Genomic DNA, 14404 nt, shown 5'->3' with positions numbered 1-14404 from the left:
ATCCCCCGGGAACCAAGATCTGCAATATCGGGGTTTAGATAGGCGAATTTCGCTACATTCAACCCTCGCGGGCATCCAGCATCGCGGTCAAGGTCGCCAGCCGGTCGGCGTCGCGCGGCAGCTTGTCCTGGCGCAGGCGGGCGATCCGCGGAAAGCGCATGGCGACGCCGGACTTGTGGCGGGTCGAGCGGTTGATGCCCTCGAAAGCGACTTCCAGCACGAAACCGAAATCCGGTTCCGCACGCACCGCCCGGACCGGCCCGAACCGATCGACGGTGTTGTCGCGCACGAATTTGTCGAGCACTTCGAGTTCCGCATCGGTGAAGCCGAAATAGGCCTTTCCGACCGGCACCAATTCCTCGCCGTCGGGTGTCTCGGCCCAAACGCCGAAGGTGAAGTCGGAATAATAGCTCGACCGCTTGCCGTGGCCGCGCTGGGCGTAAAGCATCACCGCGTCGATATTGTAAGGGTCCCGCTTCCACTTGAACCACGGCCCCTTGAGGCGGCCGGCCTGGTATGGGCTGTCCTTGCGCTTGATCATCACCCCTTCGATGACCGGATCGGGTGGCGCGATGCGGATGCGGTCGAGCTCGTCCCAGGTGGTGAAGGGCACGAGATCGGAAAGATCGAAACGGTCATGCGGCGCCCGCTGGACGATGTCGCCGAGGCGCCTGCGGCGTTCGAGAAAACTCTCGGCGCGGATATCGAGGTCGCTTTCGAACAGCAGGTCGTAGGCGCGCACAAAGGCGGGGTAGTCGTCGAGCATCTTGGCCCTCACCGTCTTGCGGTTCAGCCGCTGCTGCAGGTCGGAGAAGGTGCGGGTCGGACTGTTGGAGCGGGCGGTACCGCCGACCAGAAGTTCGCCGTCGATGACGCCTTCGAAATTGATCGACCCGACCACATCCGGAAAGGCGCCGGTGATGTCGTCGCCGGAGCGGGAATAGAGCTTCTTGGTGCCGCCGTAGCTCGACATCTGCACGCGGATGCCATCCCATTTCCACTCGGCGGCGTAATCGGCAGGGTCCAGCTTTTCGAGATCGCCCGTCTCCACCGGATTGGCGAGCATGACCGAGTGGAAGATCGCCGGCGTGGCGAGGACCGGCTTTTCCGCCCTGCCCTCCAGCCAGGCGAACAGCGGCTCATACGGCGGCGTCAATCCGTGCCAGAGCGTCTCGATTTCGGTGACGTCTTTTCCACTCATGTCCGACAGCGCCTGCTTGGCGAGGCGGGCGGAGACGCCGATGCGGAGCGCGCCGGTGACGAGCTTCAGGAAGGCGAAACGGCTCGACGTATCGAGCTTGTCGAGCAGATCGCGCACGGCGGAGCGCACTTCGGTGCGGCCGAGCGAGTTCATTCTGGTGACGACTTCGCCGAGGCGCGGCTGGTGCTCGTCATCGATTTCGTCCTTGCGGGTGCCGTCCCAGACCAGCGAGATGGTCTCGGCGAGATCGCCGACATAATCGTAGGAATACTGGAAGAGGACGGGGTCCATGCGTTCCAGCACGAGGTCGCGCAGCATGGCCGGCTTGACACTTTTCAGATCGAGCCCGCCGGCCAAGGCGGCCAGGCCATAACCGCGGTCGGGATCGGGCGTATCGCGAAAATAGTCGGCGAGAAGGGTGAGCTTGCCGTTTCGGGATGGGGTGAGGACGAGGCGGTCCAGGAGGGTGGCGAAGGGTTTCATGGAGTGGCCGCCCTCTCAAGAAAGACCCCTTCTGGCCTGCCGGCCATCTCCCCCACAAGGGGGGAGATGACTCGTGGCAATGTCTCGCCCCTATCTCGGCGGCAACGCGTGGCAGCGAAGCCCCTCCCCCTTGTGGGGAGGGGTTGGGGAGGGGTTTTGTCTTCGAAGGCTGGCCTGACAGCACCTTTGGGGGTGTCGGCGGCACGAGCGGAAAAGATCATCCCCATCAATCCCCCTCGTCCTCATAACCCACCAGATGCAGCGGCCGGGCGGGGATGTTCTTCAACTCGCACCAGCGCACCAGCGCCTCCTCGCGGCCGTGGGTGACCCAGACTTCGGATGGGCCGATCTCCTCGATGGTCGACAGCAGTTCCGGCCAGTCGCAGTGATCGGAGATGACCAGCGGCAGTTCGACGCCCCCTTGTTTGGCGCGCTGGCGCACCATCATCCAGCCCGAAGCAAAGGCGATCAGCGGTTCGTTGAAGCGGCGCGCCCAGCGATCCTGGAAGGCCGAAGGCGGGCCGACGATCACGGCACCCTTGAAGGCGTCGGGGCTGCTCTTCTCGATGGTCGCGGGTCTTATGTCGCCGAGATCGATGCCCTGGCCGACATAATAATCGCAGAGTTTCGCCAAGGCGCCATGGATGAAGATCGGCTCATGATACCCGCAATCGCGGATCAGCCGGATGACCCGTTGCGCCTTGCCGAGCGCATAAGCGCCGACGAGATGGCTGCGTTCGGGGAACTGTTTCAGCGAGGTGAGCAGCTTGTCGATCTCGTCTTTCGGGTCCGGGTGGTGGAAAACCGGCAGGCCGAAGGTCGCCTCGGTGATGAAGACGTCGCAGGCGACCGGCACGAAGGAGGCGCAGGTGGGGTCGATGCCGCGTTTGTAATCGCCCGAAACCACGATCCGCAGCCCGTCCTTTTCGATGGCGATCTGGGCGGAACCGAGCACGTGGCCGGCGGGATGAAAACTCACCCGTACGCCGTCGACATCGATCTCCTCGCCGAAAGCGGCTGCCTGCTCCTCGCCGCAGAAATCTTCACCGTAGCGCAACCGCATGATGTCGAGCGTCTGGCGGGTCGCCAGAACCTTGGCATGGCCGGCGCGGGCGTGATCGGAATGGCCGTGAGTGATGAGCGCCCGCTCGACGGGACGGACCGGATCGACATGGAAACGGCCGATGGGGCAGAACAGCCCGGCCGGGGTGGGATGAAGCAGCGCCTCTGGTTTCATGCCATTGAAGATAGGGCAAAAACGGCGCTACGCCAGATCACTCCGAGGCGGCAGCCGGCTCGTTTTCGGCCGTCACCGCCTGCGGCAGGCGGACCGGTTTCAGCATCAGGGCGGCGATGAGGCCGATGAAGGCCATGGCGCTGCCGGCCAGGAACACCGGCGTGAAGGCCTCGGTGTAGAGCGTGTGAACCGCGATCCGTGACGGCTCGGGCAAGGCGAGCATCATCAGCGGCGTCAGCGAGCCGATATCCTCGACGCCCGGAATGCTGGTGCCGACACCTCGGATGCCGGCGGCGACGATCGCGCCATAGACCGAGATAGCGATCGAGGCGCCGGCCATGCGCATCAGCGTCACAGCACCGGTTGCCGCGCCGACGTCCTCGCGGGGGGCTGAATTCTGTACGCCGATGATCGGCGCCTGCTGGCCGAAGCCGATCGCCAGTCCCTGCATCAGCATGAAGCCGAGGATGACATAGATCGGGGTTCCGACCGGAAGCTGCGAGAAGATGAACAAGGCAACGATATTCAGCGACAGACCGATCAGCGTGAACGGCTTGTAGCGGCCGGTGATCGAGATCAGCCGGCCGGTCGAGATCGAGCCGATGACGATGCCGAGGGTCGTGGCGACAAAGCAGAAGCTCGCGGTCGTCGGCGACAGGCCGGTGGTTGTCTGCAGGAAGAGCGCAAAATAGTTCGCCATGCCGATCGCCACCGCACCGGTGCAGAAGGAGACGATCAGGAACAGTGAAAAGGTCGAATCGCGGAACAGTTTCAGCGGCACGATCGGCTCGGGCACCTTCCCCTCGACGATGACCCAGAGGATGGCGCAGAGGGTGCCGACCGCCACGACGACCATCGACTGCCAGGCGACCAGAGAACCGAACAACGTGACGCTGTCAGCCCAGACGACGATGCTCGCAACGGTTCCCGCCAGCAGGACGGCGCCGAGATAATCGATCTTCGGTTTGCGGATCGGGCGGCGATAGGGAAGCAGAAGCGAAATGCCGGTGACCGCGACGATGCCGACCGGCAGGTTGATCAAAAAGATGGACCGCCAGCCGAACAGTTCGCTCATCGTGCCGCCGAGCAGCGGGCCGAGGCTGCCGGAGGCCATGATCACCAGGCTCGAATAGCTCTGGTATTTCGCCCGCTCGCGCGGCTCGAACAGGTCGGCATTGATGGAGAAGATCGATACCATGATGCCGCCGCCGCCAAAGCCCTGCAGCACGCGCGAGGCGATCAGCGAATCCATCGACCAGGCAAGCCCGCAGGTGAGCGAACCGACGGTGAAGATGACGATCGCCGCCAGCATCACGTATTTGCGGCCGAACAGATCGCCGAGCTTGCCGTAGATGGGCATCGAGGTGCTGCTGGCGAGAAGATAGGCCGAGCCGACCCAGCCGAAGCGCTCCAGTTCGCCGAACTCGCCGATAATCGTCGGCAGCGCGGTCGAGACGATCTGGTTGTCCAGCGTCGCCATGAACAGCGCCGTCAGCAAAAAGCAGAAGATCACCAACCGCTGGCGGTGGTTGGCGACAAGCGGCACATGGGCCGGGCGGGTCATATCCATGGGTCAATCCAAAGTGTCTTAAATTTATGTGCCTTCAGCATATAATTGTCAACGGCACTCTGATGCGCAGTGCAAAGAACGGTTGGAAAGCCTCATGGGCTTTGATATGTTTCATGCCATGACGACGAAGAGCCTTTTGAAAGAGAAGCCCGCTGCCGCCTCGCCTTCCCCCGAGGACGTGGCCCGCGTGAGCGAAACGCTGGGACGGATGCGGATCCTGATCGGCCGGCGGATCATCGGCCGCACGGCGATCGCCAATATCGCGCCGGGCTTGGAAATCTCGCATCTCGACGTGCTCGACGTGATGCGCCGGATCGAAGGCGAGGTGACGGTCGGTGCTATCGCCGAGGCGATGCGCATCGACCCCTCGCGCGGCAGCCGGCTGGTCGCCGATCTCGTCGCCCGCGGCATCCTGCGCCGCGACGCTTCGCAGGCGGACGGCCGCCGCTCGCTCGTCGTGCGCACCGAATTCGGCGACAGCCTGCTGGCCGAGATCCGCGCCGTCAAACGCACGCTGCTGGCACGCGTCCTGGAGGACTGGCCAGAAGACGAACTCAACGCCTTTTCGGTGCTGTTCGAAAAGTTCGTGTCGGGTTTTGAGGAGGCTTTCGTGACGCCGGAAAAACTGCCGGAAGGCGAGCTTCCCGAAGCGTCTCCGCCAATGGCGTAGATTGCGCATAAATTTTACTCCAGATATAATTTTGGGTAGAAACTGGAGGCAGGCGCATGAATGTTTCGATCGATCCCCGCTGGGAAAAATTCATCGAGGAAGCTGTGCAGGACGGGCGCTACAGCTCGGCCAGCGACGTGGTGCGCGAAGGCCTGCGACTGGTGCAGGAGCGCGAGGCGAAGCTTTCGGCGCTGAGGGACACGCTGCAGCGGTCAATCGAGGCCGGCGGAGACGTCAGCGAGGAGGAACTCGATGTTTTTCTGGAAGCCGAATTCGAAAAGCTTGAGAAAGAAGGTTATTGAGTGCCGCGCGTTCAATATCTTGATAGCGCACAAGCCGATTTCGGAGAAATCGCCCGTTACATCTCAAAGGAAAGTGGCAGCACCGCTATTGCACGGCAGTTCGTGAAAGCCTTGCGTCAGAAGTGCCGCGATCTGGCGACTTTGCCCGGCGCTATGGGACGAGACCGTTCGGAACTTGGTCCGGACCTGAGAAGCATCGCCTATCGCGGCTATATCATCTATTTTCGGTACTTCAACGACCGGTTCCAGATCGTCAACATCCTCGAAGGTCACCGAAATGCCGGGAAGCATTTCGGTGTGGATATCGCCTCGGAGGACGAGGACTAAATCCCCTCGCCTCCCGAAACACGCAGGCGATCTCGGCCGAGATCCTTGGCTTCGTACATGGCGCGGTCGGCGCGGGCGAGCAGTTCTTCCGGCGTATCGCCGTCCTGCGGGAAGAAGGCGACGCCCATGCTGCAGGTGGCGGTGACGCTCTTGCCGTCGATGACGATGGGCTTCGAGATCGCGGTCCGCAATTCCTGAAGCCGGCGCACCAGGCCGAGCTCGTCCTGACTGACATTGCTGAAGACGATCGCGAACTCGTCGCCGCCCAGACGAACCAGAAGATCGGTGACGCGGACGCAGTTGACCATGCGCCACGACAGCGTTTTCAACACCTCGTCGCCGGCCGCGTGCCCCAGCGTATCGTTGATCTGCTTGAAATTGTCGAGATCGAGATAGGCGACCGTCACCTTGCGTTTCTCGCGGCGGGCCTCATGCAGCGCGCGGCTGAACTGCGCCCAGAACAGGGTGCGGTTCGGAAGGCTGGTCAGCGGATCGTGATGGGCCATGTGCTGGATGCGCTCTTCCGCGCGGGCGCGTTCGATGGCGATGCCGGCGATGTCGGTCGCCATCGCCGTCAGCTCGAGTTCGAGCTCGGTCGGTTCGCGCGGCGCATCCGAATACAGAGCGAACGTGCCCAGCACCAGCCCGTCGGCGCTCATGATCGGCGTCGACCAACAGGAGCGGAAACCGAACCTCAGCGCCAGTTCGCGATAATTGTCCCAGAGCGGATCGGCCAGCACATCCTTGACGAAGACCGGTTCGCGCCGCCAGGCGGCCGTGCCGCAGGAGCCGACCTTCGGGCCGATCTCGATGCCATCGATCAGTTTCACATAATCGGGCGGAAGGCGGGTCGCCGCGCCGTGGCGCAGCCGGTCCGTACCCTCTTCGAGAAGCAGGACCGAGGCGATGACGTCGTCCAGTTCCTCTTCGACCGTTTTGACGATCGCATCCAGAACCGCCGACAAAGGCTGGCCCCGGGCGACCATCTCGAGAAGGCGCGCATGGCCGTGCCGGCGGTCGTCCTGGCGTTTGCGCTCGGTAATGTCGCGTGAAATCCCGACCAGGCCGACGATCTGGCCGTGAACATCGCGCAGCGGCATTTTCGAGGTGGTGAGCCAGAGCATGCGGCCATCGCCGAGCTTGACGCGTTCCTCGCGGCCGTCGATGGCCACGCCGGTCGACATGATCTCCTGTTCGACGAGAAACAGTCCGCGTGCGGTTTCATGATCGAGAATATCGAAATCGGTCTTGCCGATCAGATCGTTGCCTTTATGCAGCTTGCTGCTGCGCCCGGCTGCGGCATTGGCAAAAACGAAGCGGCCGCGACGGTCCTTTACGTAGATGAAGTCCGGAAGCTGATCGAGAAGGGTGCGGGTTTCAAGTTCGCGGGTGGCCAGTGCGATGTCGAGGTCTATCTCGCTGTCGGCGGAAACGCGCAGGAGGCGGCTGCAGAGTTCGTCCAGCGGATCGACAAAAGTCAAGGGCATGCTATGCGACATGGGTCCCGCCATCCGAGTGCCTCCTTTTCATTTTCCAAAGAAAATACGCGGGAACTCGCGCCAAGTGCCGTATAGCATGGCGGAGAATTCCTTATCGTTGCTTAAGATCATTGTGAAATTGCCATGATTGAAGCTTCAAAAGAAGCCTTTTTACTCAATCGATCGGAACCTTTGAACATAGTAACAATATAAAGGACCGGCATGGAAAATGCTTTATTGACGCAGGGGAGACGCGCTGGATGATTTCGAGACGCACGGCATTGACGATGATCGCGGGTGCGGCGGCGGCAGGAGCCGTGCCTCGGCCCCTCTTCGCCGCCGCCCAGGGTTTTTCGACGAATGATCTGCGCGGCTCGATCGATGCCGGCGCACACGGCGTCACCCCGGACGGAGGCGACAAGCAGAACCGCAAGCTCGCGGAGATCATCGCCAAGGCGGCGCGTCAGAACATGCCGGTCTTCCTGCCACCCGGAAACTACCCGGTGTCCAATCTCGATCTGCCCAAAGGCACCCGCATGACCGGCGTGGCCGGGGCTTCCCGGCTCGTCTATTCCGGTGGCGGGCGGATGCTGACGGCCGACGGCGCGCGCCGCATCGAGCTTTCCAACATCGTCATCGACGGGGCGAACCGCGGGCTCGACGACCAGAGCCCGGCGCTCGTCACCATGCGCGGCATCAGCGAGATCGTCATCGACAACTGCGAAATCATCGGCGCACGCAGGACGGCCGTGCAACTCGAACGTTGCGGCGGGCGGATCGAGCGGAGCCGTATTTCCGGAGCTGCCGAATACGGCCTCTATGCGGTCGAGAGCACCGGGCTTTCGGTCACCGGCAATACGGTCTCCGACTGCGGCAATGGCGGCATTCTCATCCATCGCTGGACCAAGGGCGCCGACGGCACGATCGTTTCCGGCAACCGCATCTTCCGGATCGGCGCAACAAACGGCGGCACCGGCCAGTACGGAAACGCCATCAACCTGTTCCGGGCCGGCAATGTGATGGTGACCGGCAACCAGATCTCGCATTCGGCCTTTTCGGCGATCCGCGCCAACAGCGCCTCGAACGCCCAGATCGCCAACAACACATGCCTTGCCTCCGGTGAGACGGCGATCTATGCGGAATTTGCCTTCGAGGGCGCGTTGGTCTCGGGCAACATTATTGACGGCGCGGCGAACGGTATTTCGGTCGTCAATTTCAACGAGGGCGGCCGGCTTGCGACCGTCACCAACAATATCGTCCGCAACCTCACCCCCACCGGCCCCTATGTGCTCGACGGAGCGATCTTCGGCGTCGGCATCAGCGTCGAGGCGGATACCGCGGTGACCGGCAATGTCATCGAGAATGTGCCGCTCTGGGGCATGGCGCTCGGTTTCGGACCGTACCTGCGCAACGTGCTCGCCAGCAACAACATCGTCCGGCAGGCGAAGGTCGGTTGTGCGGTGACGGTGGTCGAAGGCGCCGGCGGAGCGCTGATTTCCGGCAACCTGTTCGAGGCGGTGAAGGACGGCGCGGTGATCGGCCACCGGTGGAAGACGCCTTCCACGACCGAACTGGCTCGCGGAGACGGTCAGGCCCAGGGGTTCAAGCACCTGACGATCGTGAACAACCGGATCGTTTAGTCTTTCGCCACCATCTTTTCAAAACGGGCGTCAAGGCGTTTTCGGACCTCTTCAGGAGACAAGAGGCGGTCCGGATGCGCCCTGAGTTCGTCATAGGCCGGAACCACCTCCTCCACCAGCCACTTCTCGATTGCCGCATCGCGGGCGAGCAGCGTGCGCAAGCCGTCGCGGATGACTTCGCTTTCGGTGGCGTATTGGCCGGAAGCGACCTTGGCCTTGACCATCTGCGCCATTTCGAGCGGCAGGGTGATGCTGAGCGACTGGGTGGTGCGCATGATCGGTTCCTTTCCAAGAAATCGGACACGATTAAATCCTATCGAAAACTTTCATGATCGTCCAACGCGGATTGGTCTTCCGTTTTGGGCGGCCTGCCCGTAGCTTGCGCTCGCATTTCCTGGAGGGACTTTAATGCTGAAAGTATATGGTGTTTACCGTTCGCGCGCCACGCGGCCGCTGTGGCTCATCGAAGAGCTGGGTATTCCTTTCGAACTCATTCCGATCATCCAGGGCTACCGCCTGCCCGAGCCGATGGCACCGGGCGCCCCGGTCAACACGCTGTCGCCGGAATTCCTGAGCATCAACCCGATGGGCTCGATCCCGTCGATGGACGACGACGGTTTCGTGCTGCACGAGTCGCTGGCGATCACGCTCTATCTCGCCCGCAAATACGGCGGCGACCTCGGCCCGAAGGATATTGCCGAGGAAGGCCAGATGGTCCAGTGGTCGCTGTTCGGCGCGACCAGCGTCGAGACGCCGGCCCTGAAGATCTCCGCCACGATCGCCGGCGGAAGGGCGGAAACGGAAGAAGGCAAGGCCGACATCGAGGTTGCGGCCCGCACCCTGAAGCGGCCTTTCGACGTGCTCGAAAAGCACCTGTCCAAGACCAGCCACATGGTCGGCGGCCGTTTCACCGTGGCGGATATCAATGTCGGAGAAGTCGTGCGATATGCGCAAGGATATGCGCCGCTGTTCGATAGCCGCCCGGCCTTGAAGGCCTGGATCGAGGCTGCCCAAGCCCGCCCCGGCTTCAAGGCGATGTGGGACAAGCGGACCGCCGAACCGGCGTAACGCCTTACTTCCGGCTTTCCGCGAGCGGCGGCAGTTCCGTCTTCAGCCAGTCCCGGAAGGCCCTCACCTTCGCCGGCGCCCGAGCACCGGTGCGGGTCACGAGATAATGCCCCATGCCGGTGCAGGCCCGGATCGAAAACGGCTCGACCAGCCGCCCCTGTTCCAGCGCGTAGGTCGCCAGGGTATGCCAGGCGAGCATGACGCCCTGGCCCGCAATCGTCGCATCGAGGCAGAGTGAGGCGTCGTTGAACACATGCCGCGTCGCCATGCCGGCACCGGACAGGCCCGCTTCGTTCAGCCAGATCTCCCAGGAAAACATCGAGGGGCCGTCGATGATCGCCGGCAGCTTCAGGATGTCCTTCGGCTCCTTCAGCTTTTCTGCAAGCGCGGGCGAGCAGACCGGAAACACTGTCTGCTCGATCAGCAGTTCGGCATCGACGCCCGGCCAAGTGCCCGGCCCGACGCGGATGCCGAGATCGATATCGTCGACACCCAGATCGGCGAGCCTGGTCGTCGCATCGATGCGCAGGCGGATTTCCGGGTGCAGGCTCGAGAACCGATCGAGCCGGTGGACGAGGAACCGGGCTGCAAACACGGGTGCGACGGAGATGGTCAGCAGCGCATCGTCCTGCCGCCGGCCGATCGCCACCGCTTCCGAAAGCGCATGAAACCCTTCGCTCAATCGCGCCAGCATGGGCCGCGCCGAATCGACCGGCATCATGCCCTTCGGCAGGCGTTGAAAGACCGGCTGACCGAGTTGGGCTTCGGCCTTGATGACCTGCTGGCTGACGGCACCCACCGAGACGCCGAGTTCGTCGGCAGCCGCCTGCAGCGAGCCCAGGCGTCCGACCGCCTCAAGAGCCCGCAAACCGTTGAGATGCACGAGGTTCAGATTGCTCATATAGCTTTTCTATAGCCACGCTCTCAAGAACTCAATTGAAAAACCGAACGGTAAAGCCGATGTTACGTCTGCAAATGGTCACATATTTGCGAGGTAACGGTCATGGCACCGCTGAAGATTTTCTTGAACTTGAAAGCCTGGTTGGAAACGACCGAAACATTGACGGACCTGCAGTCGAACGACCCGTTCCGTCATCCCGATATCCGCGCGATGGACCTGCGGCAGCTCGCCGACCTGCCCTTCCCGCGCCCGCTTCAAGCCGACACGAACTGCAATAAGGCGCCTCTGGCGAAATGCGCCTGACGCTCCGATGATCCGCTTACCGGGCAAGGGGCGGATCATGAGGCTGAGGTGAACCCGTATTCGAGCGGAAAATCTTGATGCCGTCTTCCGGCGTTAGACCGCGGTCGCGGCAGCCTGTTCGGCCAGGGCGCGCTGAACGGCGGGACGCTGTTTCATCCGCTCGTAGTGCGCGTTGACCTTCGGAAAATCCGCACGATCAAGCTTCATGTTCGCGAGCCAGTCGGCCATCAGGTAGAGATAGGCGTCGGCGACCGAATAGGTTTCCCCGAGCACGTAGGGGGCTTCGAGCAACAAGTCCTCGATCACCTGAAAACAATCGTGAAAGACTTTTGGTGCCTTGGCGGCCATGTCGTCGAAGGAGGACTGGTTGTCCGCCCAGCGGTAGCCGCGGCGCCAATGGGCGTAGGCGACATGCACCGTCGAGGCGATATAGGCGTTGAACGCCTGCATCTTGCCGAACAGGAACGGGTCGTCGAGCGGCGCCAGCTTCGCCTCCGGTGCAGCCTGGGCGATGAAGGCGAGGATCGCGACGGACTCGGTGATGATCCCCCGGTCCGTTGCGAGTGCTGGGACGCGGCCCTTCGGATTGATCTTCAGGTAGGTTTCCGACTGCTGTTCCTTGTCGGCGAATTTCACCCATTTGATCTCGTAGGGAAGACCGGATTCGGCAAGCGCGATGTGGCTGGCCAGCGAACAGGCATTGGGCGAAAAGAACAGCGTATACATGAAAATCCTCCTTTGGACCGCGTGTGTTCTAGCACGGTTTTTTCAGGCCAGAAGTCTCAAACCGCCGGTCAACTGACACCGGGCACGTCTTCCAGCCGATGCCAGACCGGAATGCCGCGTTCGTTGGCGATCCGGACGTCGTTGTCGGCGCCCTTGGAGGCACCCGGCAGGCGCAGGACGCCTTCGCAGAGCTGCAGCAGACGTCCCGCCACCGGGTGAAAGATCTCCTCGTAGAGGTCGTCGCCCACATGTTTTCCGCCGGCTGCATGCCAGACCGGCAGTGCCACCCATTCGCCGATCATCGGCACATGGCCCGCCTTGAACAGCGCATGCGACGGCGCTTCGAGCCGTTTCAGGTTCTCGGCCATCTTCTCAGGGTCGTCTCCGGTGCCGGAGCGATAGGGGCCAGCGATCAAAATCAACATCTTCGTTTCTCCAAACTTGTCCGCATTCATCGCGGAATTGCACGAATGTGCCGGAAACGCTTTACATCAATGGCATTTTCAGGCACACTTGCGCTTATTCATGCAATTTCGTGCAGAGTCAAGAACCATGCTGACAACCCAACGCAAGAACCTCATCCTCGACATATTGCGCCGGGAGGGGCAGGTCGTCGCCAAACGGGCGGCCGAAGAGTTCTCGCTTTCGGAGGACACTATCCGGCGGGACCTTCGGGAGATGGCGACGGAAGGGCTGCTGCGGCGGGTGCATGGCGGAGCGATGCCTATCTCGCCCGACCTGCCGGATTTGTCCGCCCGGCGGGCGGTGTCGTCAGATGTGAAGCAGCGGCTCGGCAGGGCGGCGGCTGACATGGTGAAGCCGGGCCAGACGATCTTTCTGGACGGCGGCACGTCGACTGCGGAGATCGCCCGCGCCCTGCCCCGCGACTTCGCCGTGACGATCGTCACTCACAGCCCGACGATCGCGGCGGAACTCGAACACCATCCGACAGTGGAGGTGATCCTGATCGGCGGGCGGCTCTACAAACATTCGATGGTCGCGACGGGTGCAGCGGCAATGGCGCAGATCGCGCTGATGCGGCCGGACATATTCTTCCTCGGCGTCACCGCTGTGCATCCCGCCCGCGGGCTTTCGACCGGCGATTTCGAGGAGGCGGCGATCAAGCGCCACATCGCCGCCTGTTCCACAGGGACGGTCACGCTCGTGACAGTGGAAAAGCTGGATGCGGCCTCGCCGCATGTGATCATGCCGGTTTCGGCATTGTCGGGCATGATCGTGCAGGAGGGCATCGACGAGGAGCGGCTGGCGTCCTACAGGGCTTTGGGGATGCGTGTGATCGAGGTTTAGTCCGGAGCGCGAAATCGGACGTAGCCGGGCACAAGCAACGTCTTTTCACCGCCGTATGCGCAGGGGGCCACCATCCCCACCGTTATCCTCTGCCTCACAAGCGACGCTGGGCGATCGAACTGTTCTTCCGCGGGGTCAAGCAGACCCTGAAAATCCGCCATTTCCTCGGCACCTCCGAGAACGCCGTACGCATCCAGATCGCCGTCGTCCTCATCGCCTTCCTGCTCCTGCGTATGGCCAAGGACGACCAACACCGTCCAAGGCCCGCTCGCCTTCGCACGCCTCGTGCGCGCAAACATCATGCACCGCAAAAGAACAGACCAACTCCTCAAGCCGCCTCCCGACACGCCGACAGACCAAAACCAAATGGTCTTTACATGGTCAGCAATTTAAACCGGACAGGAGCGGACTTGACCCGAGGATGATGGAGCGTGGGTAAGCCCCTACGCTTTTCTATTCTCTTTCAACAACGAGTTTCCGCAGGACACCGCGACTGTCAGGAACCTGGACTTCGATAGCTTTGCTCTTATTTCCGGGTTTCGCCTTGTCACAAATTGCGATCGCAGCCCTCATGAGGCCTCTGTCAGTCACGCGTTCTCTGTCAGTGGGTATAATTGGCTTGAAAGTATCTGTGGCTTCTCTCGCCGATTCCCATGTCATCTGGAAATTACATCCCCTCATCACAAGATCCCGAAAGAAGTGTTGAATAAGCGGTCGACCGTCAGCGGTAATGCCAGTTGTAGTGCAGCTTGCAACGGCGAAAGAAAGCGCGGCAGCGCCAATAAAGCGAAATTTCATTGTCCCCATCCAATTGATCAATCCCCGCGAGCACTAGAGGCGGAATATTGGTAAAGTCAATCGGAGGTTGGTGGAAATGCGGTTCTAATCTTTGTCATCCTGGGCCTTGAGCCACTGCTGTCCGGTCCTCGGCACCTCCGAGAATGCCGTACGCATCCAGATCGCCGTCGCCCTCATCGCCTTCCTGCTCCTGCGCATGGCCAAGGACGACCAACACCGTCCAAAGCCCGCTCGCCTTCGAACGCCTCGTGCGCGCAAACGTCATGCACCGCAAAAGAACAGACCAACTCCTCAAGCCGCCTCCCGACACGCCAACAGACCAAAACCAAATGGTCTTTACATGGGCAGCAATTTTAAACCGGACAGCAGTGGACTTGACCCGAGGATGATGG

15 protein-coding genes and 2 pseudogenes are annotated in these 14404 nt (G+C 61.9%); 9 read left to right on the top strand and 8 right to left on the bottom strand.

The annotated features are described in order from the left end of the window. Window positions 1-58: 58 nt before the first annotated feature. From C5J22_RS17135 to C5J22_RS17125, 3 genes are all read right to left on the bottom strand, one after another. Window positions 59-1684: a cisplatin damage response ATP-dependent DNA ligase gene (locus C5J22_RS17135; protein WP_105439174.1), complete on the bottom strand. Its 1626-nt coding sequence runs from the start codon at window positions 1682-1684 to the stop codon at window positions 59-61. A gap of 226 nt (window positions 1685-1910) precedes the next feature. Continuing rightward, window positions 1911-2921, bottom strand: a complete 1011-nt coding sequence (locus C5J22_RS17130) for a ligase-associated DNA damage response exonuclease (RefSeq protein ID WP_105439173.1) — start codon at window positions 2919-2921, stop codon at window positions 1911-1913. A gap of 37 nt (window positions 2922-2958) precedes the next feature. Then, window positions 2959-4491 carry an MDR family MFS transporter gene (locus C5J22_RS17125; protein WP_172746661.1) on the bottom strand — a complete coding sequence of 511 codons (1533 nt, stop codon included), beginning with the start codon at window positions 4489-4491 and terminating at the stop codon, window positions 2959-2961. Window positions 4492-4609: 118 nt separating this feature from the next. On the opposite strand from C5J22_RS17125, the gene C5J22_RS17120 reads away from it, so the two are divergent. From C5J22_RS17120 to C5J22_RS17110, 3 genes are read left to right on the top strand one after another with little or no spacing between them, the layout of a single operon-like run. Continuing rightward, window positions 4610-5161 carry a MarR family winged helix-turn-helix transcriptional regulator gene (locus C5J22_RS17120; RefSeq protein WP_105439212.1) on the top strand — a complete coding sequence of 184 codons (552 nt, stop codon included), beginning with the start codon at window positions 4610-4612 and terminating at the stop codon, window positions 5159-5161. Window positions 5162-5217: 56 nt separating this feature from the next. Next, window positions 5218-5463, top strand: a complete 246-nt coding sequence (locus C5J22_RS17115) for a type II toxin-antitoxin system ParD family antitoxin (RefSeq protein WP_105439172.1) — start codon at window positions 5218-5220, stop codon at window positions 5461-5463. Continuing rightward, complete coding sequence (locus C5J22_RS17110) at window positions 5464-5790, top strand: type II toxin-antitoxin system RelE/ParE family toxin (protein WP_105439171.1); 327 nt, start codon at window positions 5464-5466, stop codon at window positions 5788-5790. It begins immediately after the preceding gene. On the opposite strand, the gene C5J22_RS17105 is transcribed toward C5J22_RS17110, so the two are convergent. After that, window positions 5787-7301, bottom strand: coding sequence for a diguanylate cyclase domain-containing protein (locus tag C5J22_RS17105; RefSeq protein ID WP_105439170.1), 1515 nt, complete (start codon window positions 7299-7301; stop codon window positions 5787-5789). The genes C5J22_RS17110 and C5J22_RS17105 overlap by 4 nt on opposite strands. Window positions 7302-7528: 227 nt before the next feature. Between C5J22_RS17105 and C5J22_RS17100 the strand changes: the two genes are divergently transcribed. Next, a complete protein-coding gene (locus C5J22_RS17100; protein WP_105439169.1) occupies window positions 7529-8908 on the top strand; it encodes a TIGR03808 family TAT-translocated repetitive protein in 1380 nt (459 codons plus the stop codon). On the opposite strand, the gene C5J22_RS17095 is transcribed toward C5J22_RS17100, so the two are convergent. Further along, the gene (locus C5J22_RS17095) at window positions 8905-9183 is read right to left on the bottom strand and encodes a type II toxin-antitoxin system ParD family antitoxin (protein ID WP_105439168.1); all 279 of its coding nucleotides are present in this window, start codon (window positions 9181-9183) and stop codon (window positions 8905-8907) included. The two genes, C5J22_RS17100 and C5J22_RS17095, sit on opposite strands and share 4 nt — an antisense overlap. Window positions 9184-9316: 133 nt before the next feature. On the opposite strand from C5J22_RS17095, the gene C5J22_RS17090 reads away from it, so the two are divergent. Continuing rightward, on the top strand, window positions 9317-9976 hold the full coding sequence (locus C5J22_RS17090) for a glutathione S-transferase family protein (protein ID WP_105439167.1): 660 nt from the start codon (window positions 9317-9319) through the stop codon (window positions 9974-9976). A gap of 4 nt (window positions 9977-9980) precedes the next feature. Here the strand turns inward: C5J22_RS17090 and C5J22_RS17085 are convergent, their stop codons facing one another. After that, window positions 9981-10877 (bottom strand): LysR substrate-binding domain-containing protein, encoded by an 897-nt coding sequence (locus C5J22_RS17085; protein ID WP_105439166.1) that lies wholly within the window; start codon window positions 10875-10877, stop codon window positions 9981-9983. A gap of 102 nt (window positions 10878-10979) precedes the next feature. Between C5J22_RS17085 and C5J22_RS17080 the strand changes: the two genes are divergently transcribed. After that, complete coding sequence (locus tag C5J22_RS17080) at window positions 10980-11180, top strand: hypothetical protein (protein WP_105401912.1); 201 nt, start codon at window positions 10980-10982, stop codon at window positions 11178-11180. Window positions 11181-11273: 93 nt separating this feature from the next. On the opposite strand, the gene C5J22_RS17075 is transcribed toward C5J22_RS17080, so the two are convergent. Further along, on the bottom strand, window positions 11274-11906 hold the full coding sequence (locus tag C5J22_RS17075; protein WP_105439165.1) for a glutathione S-transferase family protein: 633 nt from the start codon (window positions 11904-11906) through the stop codon (window positions 11274-11276). A 68-nt stretch (window positions 11907-11974) separates the two neighbouring features. Further along, a complete protein-coding gene (locus C5J22_RS17070; protein ID WP_046641593.1) occupies window positions 11975-12331 on the bottom strand; it encodes a hypothetical protein in 357 nt (118 codons plus the stop codon). A gap of 127 nt (window positions 12332-12458) precedes the next feature. On the opposite strand from C5J22_RS17070, the gene C5J22_RS17065 reads away from it, so the two are divergent. From C5J22_RS17065 to C5J22_RS17050, 3 genes and pseudogenes are all read left to right on the top strand, one after another. Continuing rightward, entirely contained in the window at window positions 12459-13214 is a 756-nt protein-coding gene (locus C5J22_RS17065) for a DeoR/GlpR family DNA-binding transcription regulator (protein WP_105439164.1), read from the top strand. Between the two features lie 95 nt (window positions 13215-13309). Next, a pseudogene (locus C5J22_RS17060) lies at window positions 13310-13607 on the top strand (transposase); the annotation flags it as partial. 532 nt (window positions 13608-14139) lie between these two features. Further along, window positions 14140-14401, top strand: a pseudogene (locus C5J22_RS17050) (hypothetical protein); the annotation flags it as partial. Between the last annotated feature and the right edge of the window lie 3 nt (window positions 14402-14404).

Origin of the sequence: Neorhizobium sp. T25_13 (assembly GCF_002968675.1) — a bacterium.
Classification (GTDB): Bacteria; Pseudomonadota; Alphaproteobacteria; order Rhizobiales; family Rhizobiaceae; genus Neorhizobium; species Neorhizobium tomejilense.
Note: the sequence above shows the minus strand (reverse complement) of the source record. Positions and strands in the feature narration are given on the sequence as shown.